At 72.6% G+C, this 13,518-nt stretch carries 11 protein-coding genes; 5 read left to right on the forward strand and 6 right to left on the reverse strand.

All coding sequences use genetic code 11. From position 1 onward, the window contains the following. Nucleotides 1–41: 41 nt before the first annotated feature. Nucleotides 42–1,163 carry a YihY/virulence factor BrkB family protein gene (locus O7597_RS03735; RefSeq protein ID WP_281582031.1) on the reverse strand — a complete coding sequence of 374 codons (1,122 nt, stop codon included), beginning with the start codon at nucleotides 1,161–1,163 and terminating at the stop codon, nucleotides 42–44. Nucleotides 1,164–1,951: 788 nt separating this feature from the next. Between O7597_RS03735 and O7597_RS03740 the strand changes: the two genes are divergently transcribed. From O7597_RS03740 to O7597_RS03760, 5 genes are all read left to right on the forward strand, one after another. Beyond that, nucleotides 1,952–3,970 (forward strand): TRAP transporter fused permease subunit, encoded by a 2,019-nt coding sequence (locus tag O7597_RS03740; protein WP_281583179.1) that lies wholly within the window; start codon nucleotides 1,952–1,954, stop codon nucleotides 3,968–3,970. Between the two features lie 17 nt (nucleotides 3,971–3,987). Further along, nucleotides 3,988–5,007, forward strand: coding sequence for a TAXI family TRAP transporter solute-binding subunit (locus tag O7597_RS03745; protein ID WP_269737736.1), 1,020 nt, complete (start codon nucleotides 3,988–3,990; stop codon nucleotides 5,005–5,007). Nucleotides 5,008–5,069: 62 nt separating this feature from the next. Continuing rightward, complete coding sequence (locus O7597_RS03750; RefSeq protein WP_269737737.1) at nucleotides 5,070–7,487, forward strand: nitrate- and nitrite sensing domain-containing protein; 2,418 nt, start codon at nucleotides 5,070–5,072, stop codon at nucleotides 7,485–7,487. Next, a complete protein-coding gene (locus tag O7597_RS03755) occupies nucleotides 7,488–7,910 on the forward strand; it encodes a roadblock/LC7 domain-containing protein (protein ID WP_269737738.1) in 423 nt (140 codons plus the stop codon). Next, the gene (locus O7597_RS03760) at nucleotides 7,907–8,875 is read left to right on the forward strand and encodes a TAXI family TRAP transporter solute-binding subunit (RefSeq protein ID WP_281582032.1); all 969 of its coding nucleotides are present in this window, start codon (nucleotides 7,907–7,909) and stop codon (nucleotides 8,873–8,875) included. The genes O7597_RS03755 and O7597_RS03760 overlap by 4 nt, the downstream gene beginning before the upstream one ends. Before the next feature lie 116 nt (nucleotides 8,876–8,991). Here O7597_RS03760 and O7597_RS03765 read toward each other — a convergent pair whose 3' ends face one another. The 5 genes from O7597_RS03765 to O7597_RS03785 all read right to left on the reverse strand — a co-directional run bounded on the left by O7597_RS03765 (nucleotide 8,992) and on the right by O7597_RS03785 (nucleotide 13,517). Next, the gene (locus tag O7597_RS03765; protein WP_281582033.1) at nucleotides 8,992–9,951 is read right to left on the reverse strand and encodes a hypothetical protein; all 960 of its coding nucleotides are present in this window, start codon (nucleotides 9,949–9,951) and stop codon (nucleotides 8,992–8,994) included. Between the two features lie 413 nt (nucleotides 9,952–10,364). Continuing rightward, nucleotides 10,365–11,174 carry an ABC transporter permease gene (locus O7597_RS03770; protein WP_281582034.1) on the reverse strand — a complete coding sequence of 270 codons (810 nt, stop codon included), beginning with the start codon at nucleotides 11,172–11,174 and terminating at the stop codon, nucleotides 10,365–10,367. Between the two features lie 9 nt (nucleotides 11,175–11,183). Then, nucleotides 11,184–11,999 (reverse strand): ABC transporter permease, encoded by an 816-nt coding sequence (locus O7597_RS03775; protein ID WP_269737745.1) that lies wholly within the window; start codon nucleotides 11,997–11,999, stop codon nucleotides 11,184–11,186. 1 nt (nucleotide 12,000) lies between these two features. Next, nucleotides 12,001–12,933, reverse strand: coding sequence for an ABC transporter ATP-binding protein (locus O7597_RS03780; RefSeq protein ID WP_269737746.1), 933 nt, complete (start codon nucleotides 12,931–12,933; stop codon nucleotides 12,001–12,003). Between the two features lie 47 nt (nucleotides 12,934–12,980). Next, nucleotides 12,981–13,517, reverse strand: a complete 537-nt coding sequence (locus O7597_RS03785; RefSeq protein ID WP_269737747.1) for a hypothetical protein — start codon at nucleotides 13,515–13,517, stop codon at nucleotides 12,981–12,983. Nucleotide 13,518 lies beyond the last annotated feature (1 nt).

Raw genomic sequence — 13,518 nt, forward strand, 5'->3', positions numbered from 1 at the left:
CGTGAGAGAGCGACTAGTTAGGTGGGGATGCGCCCGAAAGGTCACTGGGAAGGCGATTCACCACCCTTCGAGCGCAGCTTGCGGTCGTCGCGCAGCTCGACGTAGGGCTCTCGATCGACCGGTCGGAGGCCGCCGCTGATCGCTCGCGCCCGGGCCAACTCGGCATCGAGTTCCGCGCCGAGCAGGATCGCGATGTTGCTCAGCCAGAGCCAGACCAGGAAGATGATCACCCCGGCGAGCGCGCCGTAGGTCTTGTTGTACGAGCCGAAGTTGCCGACGTAGAAGGCGAACAGGCCGGAGACCGACAGCCAGATCAGCACCGCCAGCAGCCCACCGGGACTCACCCAGCGGAAGCCGCCCTGGCGGGCGTTCGGCGACGCCCAGTAGAGAATGGCGAACATCAGGCTGACCAGGACCAGCAGCACCGGCCACTTGGCGATGTCCCACACCGTCACGGCCGTACGCCCCACCCCGAGGGCGGCGCCGACCTCCTCGGCGAAGCGGCCGGTGAAGACCACGATCACCGCACTGGCCAGCAGCAGCACGCCGATCACCGCGGTCACCCCCACCCGGATCGGCAGGGTCTTCCAGATCGGCCGCCCCTCCGGCACGTCGTAGATCGCGTTGGAGGCGCGCATGAAGGCGGCGACGTAGCCGGAGGCCGACCAGAAGGCGGCGAGCAGACCGACGATCGCGGTCACACCGGCCAACCCGCCGTTCTGCGAGGCCTGTTCGATGGCGGCGTCGAGGATCTGGCGGATGTTCTGCTCGGGCACCGACTCCGCGACGGTGTCGCGTACCGTCCGGGTGGCCGACGGGCCCAGCAGGCCCAGCAGCGAGACCAGCACCAGCAGGCCCGGGAAGATGGAGAGCACGCCGTAGTAAGTGAGCGCGGCGGCCCAGTCGGTCAGGCCGTCGTCGCCGAACTCGCGCACCGTCCGGCGCAGCGCCGCCACCCACTCGCCACCCGACAGCCGGCCCGGGTGTTCGGGCGTGCCAGGGTCGGCGTCCGACTCCGGACGTTCCGGCGAGGGGCCGTCCGCATCCGACTCCCGCCGCGCCTCGGGGGCGCGCTCGGCACCCGACTCGTCGCGCCGCACCTCGGGGACGGGGTCGGACCCGGGGTCACGCCGGTCTGGACGGGAAGACTCCTCGGAGGCCATCGCCCCTCCCCTCTGCTCCGCTCGCGGTGATCGTCCAGGACACATGCCCAGCCACCGACGGGAAGTAACCCACCCGAACCCGGCACCCGCGGCAGGTCGACCGTCGGGCTGGTCGCCTCGGCCAGCCCGAGGCCGCCGGGCGAGGGTCGAACAGTCGGCCCGGAACCGCGATCTCACTCGCGGGAAATGCACCGCACTCGCTTCCCGTTGGCGGGAGCGGGGGCGAATGCGATCACTGCGGAAATGGTGGTCAGCGCCCGCCGGAGATCGCCCGACAGCCCGGCGAGGCGCTCCGGACGCACGCCGACCGACCCCCGAAGGCCGCCCACCACGGCGCGACCCAGACGGTTCGAGCCGACACCGACCGTAGTTCTATGCACGGAGCGTAATCATCCCAATAGATCTTTCGACCCCGCCCAACCCTTTCTTGAGGGTCTTCAATGCGGCAAACCGGACATCATCGCCACTCTGTTCACGGCCCCGCACCGCCTCCATCGGCGCGTCCGGGCCGATCATGAACACTATTCTTAATTGTTTCCTCTTGGTCAGCGCGAAAGAATGTGAAGTCACTCAGCGAAGCGATGGCCGACAATGTCCCCAACGCGGAGTCAATTCGCGTATCGTCCCCCCTCGTGTCGGCTATCCGATTCACCGAAGATTCCGGACCTCAGCATCACGGCGGGCACAGCCGAGTGGCGGAGGCGGCGGCGACCGCCCTGCGGACCGATCCGGCCCCGATCGGTCCGACCGAACTCGCCGGCCGATTCGATGACGAGAAGCCGGGTCGGATGTTGACCGGGCCGGTCGCCCTCGCCCTGACCGCGGCCACCCTGGCGATCGGCCTGCTCGCGCTCTGGCAGGTGTTCCGGCCACTGGCGCAGGGCAGCAAGTACTACCTGATCTTCTTCCTGGCCGGCGTACTCCCGCTGGTCTTCCTCGCCTACCCGGCCGGCCTGCGGCTGCCGCGCCGGCTGCGGGCGGTGCTCGCGGGTCGGCGGCCGGCGGCGTCGACTCCCGACGCGACCTCGACCGACCGGTCCGGGCCCAGCCGCGTCGACTGGCTGCTGGCCGTCGCGGCGCTGGCCGGCTGCCTGTACCCGGTGCTGCCGGTCGCCCTGGCCGGCGGTGGCGGCGGCTACGACGCCTTCCTCGACCGGCAGGGGCTGCTGGTCGGCCTGGACGTGGCGATGGGCACCGTCCTGCTGCTCCTGCTGCTGGAGGGTTGCCGGCGCACCACCGGCTGGGTCCTGCCCGCCGTGTGTCTGGTCTTCCTCGGCTACGGCTACTACGGCGGCCTGCTGCCGCAGACCTGGGCGGTGGCGCACGCCGGGCTGGACTTCGGGCAACTGGTCGACGCCTTCTACAACTCCGACAGCGGCTTCTACGGCACCCCGCTGGACGTGGCCGCCACGTACATCGTGCTGTTCACCATCTACGGGGCGGTGCTCGACCTCTCCGGCGCCGGGCGGTTCTTCGTGAACCTCTCCGCCGCGGCGTTCCGGCGTTCGCGCACCGCCGCCGGTCGTACGGCGGTGGCCTCCGGGTTCCTGCTCGGCACCGTCTCCGGCTCCGGGGCGGCCACCACCGTCAGCATCGGCGCGGTCACCTGGCCGATCCTGCGTCGCTCCGGGTACCCGGCGGAACGGGCCGGCGGGATGCTCGCCGCCGCCGGCGTGGGCGCCATCCTGTCCCCGCCGACGCTCGGCGCGGCGGCCTTCATCATCGCCGAGTACCTCGGGGTGTCCTACCTCCAGGTGCTCGGCTGGGCGATGGTGCCGACCATCCTCTACTACCTCGGCATCGTGCTATCCGTGGAGATCGACGCGCGTCGCTCCGGAGTGCGTCCGGCAACCCTCGCGGCCGGTTCCGCCTGGCGGCTGCTGGCCCGTTCCGGGTACCACTTCGCCTCCCTGTTCGCCATCGTCGGGCTGCTCGCCGCCGGGCTCTCGGCCACCCGGGCCGTGGTGCTGGCCACCCTCCTCGCGGTCGCCCTGTCCTTCCTGGACCGGACGCACCGGCTCACCCCGGCCCGGCTGGTCGCCGCCCTCTCCACCGGCGTACGCGGAGTCCTCGCGGTCACCGTCGTCTGCGCGGCGGCCGGCGTCATCACCGCCACCACCACCAAGACCGGTCTCGGTCCGCAGGCCGCCGCGCTGCTGGTCGGCGCCGCGAGCGCGATCAGCTCCGAGCCGGCCGTGGTACTCGCGCTGACCGCGCTGCTCGCCGCCGTCGCGCTCAGCCTGCTCGGCCTGGCGGTACCGGTGACCGCGTCGTTCGTGATCGGCTGGGTGATCATCGGACCGGCCCTGCTCGACCTCGGAGTCGGCGCGCCCGCGGCCGCCATGTTCGTCTTCTACTTCGCGGTGCTGTCCGAGGTGTCACCGCCCACCGCGCTCGCCGCCGTCGCCGCCGCCGCGGTCACCGGCGGGCGGTTGGTGCCGACCATGTGGCACACCCTGCGGTACGCGCTGCCGGCGTACCTGATCCCGCTGGCGTTCGTCGTCACCCCGACCGGCCTCGGTCTGCTCGGCATCGGCGGGCCCCGGCAGATCCTCGTCGCCACCGTCGTGACGGCCCTCGGTGTCGCGGTGCTGGCCGTCGCGGCCGGCGGCTGGCTGCCCGGCGTCGGCCCGGCGGGCGCGCCGGAACGGGTGGTCGGCGTGGCCGCCGGCCTGACGCTGCTCTGGTTGCAACCCGTGCCCGTCGTGATCGGTGCCGTGCTGGCCGGCGTCATGACGGTGGGCGTGTTCGTACGTCGCGGATCCGCCGGCCCCTCCGGTGGGACGCGAGCCGGATCACCGGCATGAACAAGGAAGGAGACAGTGTGGGACGGATCAACGCGCGGCTCGTGGCGGGGGTGGGGGCCCTCACCCTCGTCGCCGCCGGCGCCGCCGGTTGCGGTGGCCGCCAGGGCGCCGCGGCCACGGACGACGCCGCGAGCGCCGTCACCTGCGAGGTGGCCGAGAACACCCGGGTGGGCATCGCCACCGGCAACGCCACCGGCGTCTACTACGTGGTCGGCAACGCCCTGGCCGGGCAGTTGTCCGACAGCACCGGCGGCCGGTTGACCGGCACCGCGGCCGAGACCGGAGCATCGGTCCAGAACATCGAACAGCTCGTCGGTGGCCAGTACGACGTGGCCTTCTCGCTGTTCGACACCGCCGTCAACGCGGTGGAGGGCAAGGACAGCTTCAGCGCACCGCAGCCGGTCGAGGCGCTGGCGCGGATCTACGACAACTACACCCAGGTGGTCGTCCGGGCCGACGCGGGAATCAACTCGGTGGCCGACATGCGCGGCAAGAAGATCTCGACCGGCTCCCCCAAGTCCGGCACCGAGGTCATCGCGAACCGGTTGCTGGAGGCCGCCGGCCTGAACCCGGCCACGGACGTCCAGGCCCAGCGGCTCGACCTCACCAAGACCGTGGAGGGCGTCAAGGACGGCACCGTCGACGGCTTCTTCTGGTCCGGCGGCCTGCCCACCGGCGGCGTCACCGACCTGTTCACCACCGCCGGCGACGAGGTGAAGTTCATCGACGTCACGCCGTTGCTGCCCAAGATGAGCGAACTGAACCCCGCGTACCAGGCCGGCACGATCGGCAAGGACGTGTACGCCACGTCGGCGGACACCCCGACCATCGTGGTCCCGAATGTGCTGCTCGTCCGCAAGGACCTCGACGCCAACGTGGCCTGCGCCATCACCCGGACCGTGTTCGAGAAGAAGGACGCGCTGGCCCAGGCCAATCCCGCTGCCAAGGGCATCGCCCTGGACTCCGCCCGCAAGACCGACCCGGTCGGTCTGCACCGGGGCGCGGCCAAGGCGTTGCAGGACCTCGGCGCGAGCTGACCGACGGCGGCCGGGCCGGCGCCTCCCCTCCGGCCCGGCCGCCCCTACCTCGGGAGAACCCCGTGCCGCTGTCCTCGCTGGCCCGCGTACGCCGGCACAACCGTCCGTCCGGCCACACCGGCCGACTCTGGTCGGTGCGTACCCAGCTGCTCGCTCCGATCCTGATCGCCACCGCCGGCCTGCTCGTGCTGGGGGCCATCCAGACCGGTGACGCCCTGGCCGCCTCCACCGACGCCGAACGGGCCCGGGTGCTGGCCGGTACCGCCACCGCCACCGTCTCACTCGTGCACGAGCTGGAACGGGAACTCGGCGAGTCGGCGGCGCTGCGCCAGCGCGGCGGAACCTCCGGCCGCCAGCTGGTCGACGCCCAGCGACGCCGGGTCGACGAGGCCGGCGAGCGCTACCAGAGCGCCAGCTCCGACGCCCGCCGCGCCGCGCCGGACCTCGGCCGCGACCTCGACGGCGTGACCGAACACCTCGACCAGCTCGACGAGGCCCGGATCGCCGCGCTCACCACCGACAATGCCGACGCGAGCTACGTGGCGCTCGTGGAGTCGCTGCTCGCCGTCGCCGACGCGCTGCCCGCCCAGCTACGCGACCCCGAGCTGGCCAACCGTGCCCGCGAGGTGGCGGCGGTCGCGGCCCAGGAGCACCTCGCATCGCTGGAACGTGACCTGCTCCGGGCCATCTTCGTGCGAGGTGAGCTGGTCGAGGGCGAACTCGTCCGGCTGGGCCGGCTACGCGGCGCGCAGGAGCAGCGGCAGGCCGAGTTCTCCCGGATCGCCGGGGAACGTGCCGCCGACGCGTACACCCGACTGATCGCCGGCAGCGACGTCTCCACCGCGCGGCGGATGCGCGACAGTGCGTTGAACGCCGACACCGAGCCGGCCGCGCTGGCCGCCGACGGCGACGCCTGGTACGTCGCCCAGAGCGGTGCCATCCGCCGGTTCAACCTGCTCGGCCGGGAACTCTCCGACGAGTTGGACCGGCGTGCCGCCGAGTTGGCCACGGCCGCCCGGCAACGGGCGCTGGTCACCGGCGGAGCCACCACCGGCCTGGCGCTGGTCTCGCTGACCGCCGCCGCGCTGCTGGCGGTCCGTACCAGCCGTCGGTTGCGCCGGCTCCGGGTGGCGGCGCTGACCATGGCACACCGGGAGCTGCCCGAGCGGATCACCGCCATCGCGGCCGGTGACAGCGCCCCGGCCGAGGGCACCGCCTCGCAGCTCACCGCGGGAATCAGCCGCGGGCGCGACGAGATCGCCCAGGTGGCCGAGGCGTTCGACACCGTCAACCGGGCCGCGCTGCGGCTCGCCGGTGCCCAGGCCGAGCTGCGGATGGACGTGACCCGGATGGTCGAGGCGCTGGCCCGGCGGATCCGTACCCTGATCACCCGACAGCTGCGGCTGCTCGACGAGTTCGAGCAGGAGGAGACCGATCCGGACGCGTTGGCCCGGCTCTTCGCCCTCGACCACCTCGCCGCCCGGATGCGGCGCAACGGAGAGAACCTGCTGGTCCTGGCCGGTGGTGAACCGGGACGCGCACAGGACGGCCCGCACCTGGTGGCCGACGTCGTGCGCGGCGCCGCCTCCGAGATCGAGGAGTACGCCCGGGTCGAGATCGACGTGCCCACCGCCGGGGTGCACGGTTCGGCGGTCGGCAACCTGGTGCACCTGCTGGCCGAGCTGCTGGAGAACGCCACCTCGTACTCCCCGCCGCACACGCCCGTGCATGTGGACGGTCGACGCACCGTCGACGGGCTGACGCTGCGCGTACACGACCAGGGCATCGGCATCGGCGAGAACCGGCTGGCCGAGATCAACGAGCGGCTGCGCGCCCCGGCCGCATTGTCCAGCGCGGCGGCCGGCAGCATGGGCCTGCACGTGGTCGCCCACCTGGCCGCCCGGCACGGCATCCTGGTGCGGCTGCACAGCGCCGGTGCCGGGACGGTGGCCCAGGTGGACGTGCCGGAGTCGCTGCTGACCAGGATGGAGCAGCTCACCGGCCGCCCGAACCCCGTCGGTCGTCCGGCCGCTCCGGCCGTCGGCGCCTGGTTCCGGCACCGGGGCGCTCCCGCCGAGGTCGGCGCGGCAACGGACCGGTTAGACGTGCACCGGGCCCCGACGATGACGCTGCCGGTGGTGGGCAGCGGCGCGGCGGCCTGGTCGCCCGAGCAGCCCGGTCAACCGCACTACCGGCCGCCGGTTCAGCCCGTCGGCGTCGCGCCGGCCGGTCCGCCCGCGTCGGCCAACGGCACCCCGGCCCGGCGGCCCGGCGGCGCTCGTCGCGAGGAACCGACCGCGGCCGGCCTGCCCCGGCGGGTACGCGGCGGCGGCCTTCAGTCCGAACTGCACGACATGCCGCCGCCGCAGGCCGCGCCGGACCTGCTCGACCCCGAGGTGGTACGGGCCCGGCTGTCCGCCCTCTCCGCCGGGGTGGCCCACGCGATGCGACGCAACCAGCAGACGAACGGGAGACCCTAGATGACGCCCAACGGCAGCCCCGGCCTCGACTGGCTCCTGGCGAACTTCGCCGAGCAGGTACCGGACGTGTCGCACGCCCTCGCCGTCTCCGGGGACGGGCTGCGGCTGGCGGCCTCGCCGCACCTCTCGACCGACCAGGCGGACCAGCTCGCCGCCGTGATCAGTGGCCTGGCCAGCCTGACCGTCGGTGCCGCCCGGCTGATGTCCGCCGGCCGGGTCCGACAGCAGATCGTGGACATGGACGGCGGCGTACTGCTGGTGATGGCCGTCGGTGACCGCGCCCTGCTCGGCGTGCTCGCCGCCGCCGGGTGCGACCTGGGCCAGATCGGTTACGAGACGGCGACGCTGGTCCAGCGGGTCGCCGAGGCGCTCGAACCGGCGGCCCGGACCTGGGCGGACCACCCCGGCGGGGTGCCGGCGTGAACCGGGGGCGGCGGTGGGTGGCGATGCTGCTGGCGGTCGCGCTGGTCACCGCCTGCGGTGCGGAGCGCACCCCGGAGGTTCGGCCGTGGCACGACGGGCGCATCTTCCTCGCCACCGGCAACACCACCGGGGTCTACTACCAGCTCGGCGGCGGCTACGCCGATGTGATCAGCCGCCATCTGCCCGGCTACGAGGCGCGGGCGGAACCGACCGGGGCCTCCGTCGAGAACATCACCCGGCTGGTCGACGGCGACATGGAGATCGCCTTCAGCCTCGCCGACACAGCGGCGGACGCCACCGCCGGCCGTGGCGCCTTCGACGGACGCCCGCAGCCGGTCCGGGCACTGGCCCGGGTCTACAGCAACTACACCCACGTGATCGTCCGCGCCGACGCGCAGATCGCCGACCTCGCGGGACTGCGCGGCAAACGTGTCTCCACCGGTTCGCCGAAATCCGGCACCGACGTCATCGCCGGTCGGCTGCTCACCGCCGCCGGCCTCGACCCGGAACGGGACGTACGCCGGGCCCGCCTGTCGTTGCCGGAGACGGTGGCCCGGATGCGCAGCGGCACCCTCGACGCGATGTTCTTCTCCGGCGGGCTGCCCACGCCGGGCATCGCCGACCTGCTCACCGGCGCACCGGGCCGGTTCCGGCTGCTGCCGGTCGCCGACCTGATCGAGCCGCTCAGCACCACGCACGGCTCGGTCTACACCACCGCCGAACTGCCCGGCGACGCCTACGACACCCCGTCGGGCACACCCACCGTCACGGTCGCCAACGTGATCCTGGTCAGCGCGGAGATGCCCGACGACCTGGCGTATGACCTGACCCGCCTGCTCTTCACCTACCAGGCCGACCTGGCCGTGGCGCACCCCGAGGCCCGCAACTTCGACCGCGAGTCCGCCGCCACCACCGACCCCATCTCCCTGCACCCCGGCGCCGCCCGCTACTACCAGGGCGGCTGACCCACTCACCACGGAGCCCACTCCCCGCTCCCCGCTCCCCGCTCCCCACTCCCCGCTCCCCGCTCCCGAGATCTTGGAAATTTCCCGTTAGGTCCGAACGGGAACTTTCCAAGATCTCAGCGGTTTGTGGCGCCGGGTTGCCAGCCGGCGGCCAGGAGGGCGCGGCGGACGGTGTCGGCGACCTGTTCCGGGTGGGCTCGGACCAGCCACGCGGGGAAGCGGAGAATGCGCTCCCCGGCGGTCCAGACGTCGTTCTGTCGGCGCATGTCGGCCGTCCACTGGCGTACGTCCATGTGGTGCGCGCCGTCGATCTCCGCGTGCACACCCCGCTCCCGCCAGTACGCGTCCAACCAGCGCGTCCGGCCCGCCGCGTCGGTCCGTCGCTGTTGCAAATCGGGTCGGGGCAGACCGGCCCGACGACAGAGCCGGACGAAGTCGATCTCGCTCAACGCCTGAGCGCCACCGGCGATGTCGTCGATGGTCTGCCGGATCAACATCCGTCGAGACGCGCGGGGCAGCACGTCCAGCACCGCGGCCAGTTCCTCCGGCAACACCCGCCGCTGCTGGCAGCCAGCTGCGAGCGTCTCCTGCGCCACCCGTGGCGAAGGCGCCCAACTGGCCGCGTCGACAAGTGCCCGCGCGGTGGTCGTCCGCGGCGGACGGGCGACCTGGAGATGCTCGGCAGGCAGGATCGATGTCCGGTGCACCACTACTGCGGTCATGTCGATCGGCAACTGACGCAGGATGGTCCGCCCGACCCGACGGGACGCCGGCACGAGCACGTGCAGGGGCTCGGGCCGCAGACCGCGTACGCCCGCCGCGATGGCTGCCGTGGCACCCGCGAGGACCGCACCCGCTCCGGCGGCGAGCACCGCCACCCACAACTGCTGATCCCCGGTCAACCGGCCGTTGCCGGTCAGCAGCAGCCCGCGACTGATCGCCCGCCACCGCCCGGAACGCACCAGCCCGCGCACGGTCCCGTCGGTCAGCACGGTACGGGCCTGGGCACTGGTGAGCACCCCGGCCTGCTCGAAGGCCAACCACTCCAGCGCCCCAGCCGCGTCATCAGGAACCATCCACCGACCGTGGCCCCCCGCCATCTTCAGAACCACCAGATCTTGGACAGATTCCACAGGGTGCGGTGCGGTGCGGTGCGGTGCCGAAAGCGTGGCAGTTCTTGCGCTCGACACGCCGACCGGAGGGTGCCTGGAGTGCCACACTTCCCGCTTCCCGCGTCGCCCCACAGGCCCCGCGCCCACAAGCCGCACCGCTCCCGAGGCCACACGCCCATGAGCCGCCCCGCGCCCACAGCACGCACCGCCCACAGCACGCACCGCCCACAGCACGCACCGCCCACAGCACGCACCGCCCACAGCACGCACCGCCCACAGCACGCACCGCCCACAGCACGCACCGCCCACAGCACGCACCGCCCACAGCACGCACCGCCCACAGGGCGCACCGCCAAGCGGGCCGGCAGGAGCGTCAGCTACTTGTAGAGCAGGCGGCCCATCCGGCGGGCGGCGATCAGCAGGCCGGCTGCCAGCACCGCGAGCAGATAGAGCACGTCAAGCGTCCAGCTCCAGCCGCCGGTGTCGACGGTCAGCGCACGGATCAGGTGCACCGCCCGGTAGAGCGGAGTCACCTCGACCAGCCACCGCAGCACCGTCGGGTACGCCTCGGCGGGCACGAAGGTGCCGGAGAACAGGAACAGGATGAACTGCGCCGAGCTCATCAGGTCGAAATCCTGCCAGCTGCGCATGAACGTGGAGATCGCCATGCCGAGCGCGCCGAAGGCGAAACCGACGAGCACCGCCGCCGGGAACGCGGCGAGCGCGCGGGCGGGCACGGTCAGGTCCATCACCACCATCACCACGAGGAACGCGGCCGAGTACGCGCTGCCCCGCAGCATCGCCCAGGCCAGCTCGCCGAGGGCGATCTCGAACGGCTGCACCGGGGTGGCGATCACCCCGTCGTACAGCTTCATGTACTTCATCTTCCCGAAAAAGTTGAAGGTGGTCTCCGCCAGCGCGCCGGTCATCGCCGAGGAGGCGAGCATGGCCGGGGCGACGAAGGCCGCGTACGTGACGACCGCCCCGCCGGGCAGCGTCAGGTCGCCGATCAGCGCACCCACCCCGACGCCGATGGACAGCAGGTAGAGCAGCGGCTCGACGAAACCGGAGATGAGCAGCAACCAGTAGACGGACCGGAGGGCGGCGACGTTCCGCTCGGTGACCGACGCGGACCGGCGCGAGGCGGCCGAGACGTCGACCAGCCGGGGCAGCACCAGAGCGACCATGACCTTCTCCTAGACGACGAGCCGGCGGGTGAGGACGCGGCGGGCGAGCAGCCATCCCCCGGCCGCCCAGACGGCCAGGTAAGCCAGGTGGCCGGCGACCGACCAGTACGGTGCGACGCCGAGCACCGCCGCCCGGCACAGGTCCACGGCGTGCCAGAGCGGCGTGGCGTAGGCCAGCCAGCGCAGCGCCAGCGGCAGCGACTCGACCGGGAAGAACACCCCGGCGAACAGGGTCATCGGGATCACCGCGAAGCGGAACAGCATGGCGAGCCAGCTGTCCGAGTCGACCGATGCCGCGTACGCGAAGGTCGGCGCGGCGACGGCCAGCGCGAGCAGCGCCGCCACCGGCACCGTCAGCACCGCCCACGGCGACCGCAGGGCCCCCAGCACGCCGGTCACCAGGAGGAACGCGATGACGGAGGTCAGCACCCGGAACAGCACGAACCCCAGGTGGCCGGCGAGGATGTCGCCCACCCGCAGCGGCGACGAACGCTGGCCAAAGTAGATCTTCTGCCACTGGAGGTTGCCGAACACCGGCCACGTCGACTCGGCGATCGCCACCTGCAACGCCGTCGACGCGAGCAGCCCGCCGACGATCCACTCCAGGTAGGAGACGCCGCCGACACCCTGGTCGATGTAGGACCCGACGCCCAGCCCGAACCCGAGCACGGTGAGCGTGGGCAGCAGGAAGGACGAGAAGGCGCCAGCCCGCCAGGTGCGCCGGTAACCCACCAGGTGGTATTCGAGAACCCGCAGCGCCGGCACCCGCGGCAGGGCGCGTCGGTCCCGGGTCGGTTGTGCCGTCACGGCAGCCCCTTCCAGCATGTCAGTCGACGAGGGTGCGGCCGGTGAGGTGCAGGAAGACGTCCTCCAGGCTGCTGCGCCTGACCAGCACGTTGGCCGGGTGCAGACCGAGCGCGGCGACCTCGGCCACCGCCGCGTCCCCGTCGGGCACGTAGACCAGGATCCGGTCGGGCAGCACCTCGACGCGCTCCCCCAGCGCGTCCAGCTTGCCGGCGAACGCCTCCTGCGAATCGGCGGCGAACCGCAGCTCGACCACCTCGCGGGTGGCGTGCCGCTCGATGAGCGCGCGCGGCGACCCCTCGGCGACGATCCGGCCGCCGTCCATCACCACCAGCCGGTCGCAGAGCTGCTCGGCCTCGTCCATGTAGTGCGTGGTGAGCACCAGCGTGACGCCCTGCTGCTTGAGCCGGAACAGCCGTTCCCAGACCAGGTGCCGGGCCTGCGGGTCGAGACCGGTGGTCGGCTCGTCGAGCAGCACGATGTCCGGTTCGTTCACCAGCGCGCGGGCGATGGTGAGCCGCCGCTTCATGCCACCGGAGAGCGGCTCGACCTTGCTGTCCGCCCGGTCGCCGAGCTGCACGAAGTCGAGCAGCTCGGTGGCCCGGGCCCGGGCCACCCGGCGTGGGATGCCGAAATAGCGGGCGTAGGTGGTCAGGTTCTCCCGGACGGTCAGCTCCGGGTCGAGGTTGTCCAGCTGCGGACAGACGCCGAGCCGAGCGCGGATGGCCGGCCCGTCGCGCACCGGATCCATGCCCAGGATGCGCAGTTTCCCGCCGCTGGGCGGCGAGGTGCAGCCGACCATCCGCATGGTGGACGACTTGCCGGCGCCGTTGGGCCCCAGGAAGCCGAACGCCTCACCGGCGCGGACCTCCACGTCGATGCCGTCGACGGCGGTGAAGTCGCCGAACCGCTTCACCAGCCCCTGTGCCTGAATGAGTGGTCGCCCCGTGGTCACTCCCGGACCCTAGACACCCGGTCCGACACTTCCCAACGGATTAACCGTCAGAGGTCGGCGGGGGTGGTGGCGGTGCGGGCGGCGGCGACCAGGCGGTCGGTCTCGGCGAGGACGTCGGCGGCGTCCGTGGGGGTGCCGGGGTCGTAGTGGACCATCCAGGTCAGGCCGTCGCTGCCGGGCACCCGACGACCGACCACGCGGCCGGATCCGCCGGGCAGGGCGTGGTGCTGGGTGTACGCGACCGAGCGGGTGACCCGGGTGCGCACCTGGTGCGGCAGGTCACCCGGATCGAGCAGCAGGTACCGCTCGGCCGGCAGCTCGGCGACCACCAGGTAGCCGTCCCGTTCGGCGACCCGCTCGCCCGGGGTGACGGTCAGCTCCCGGCCCGACCACACGGCCTTGACGACGTCGTGCCAGCCGATCCGGTGCCCCCGGCCGGGCAGCCAGAGCCCGAGGTTGGTGGCGACCACCACCCCGTCGCCCTCGCCGTTGCCGGCGGCGGCCCAGGCCAGCACCCGCTCGTCGCGCTCCAGCGGTGGCCGGTCGGCCGGTGGCAGTTTCGGCCGGCGGCGGAACAGTGGCATC

This window comes from Verrucosispora sp. WMMC514 (assembly GCF_027497295.1).
GTDB lineage: Bacteria > Actinomycetota > Actinomycetes > Mycobacteriales > Micromonosporaceae > Micromonospora > Micromonospora palythoicola.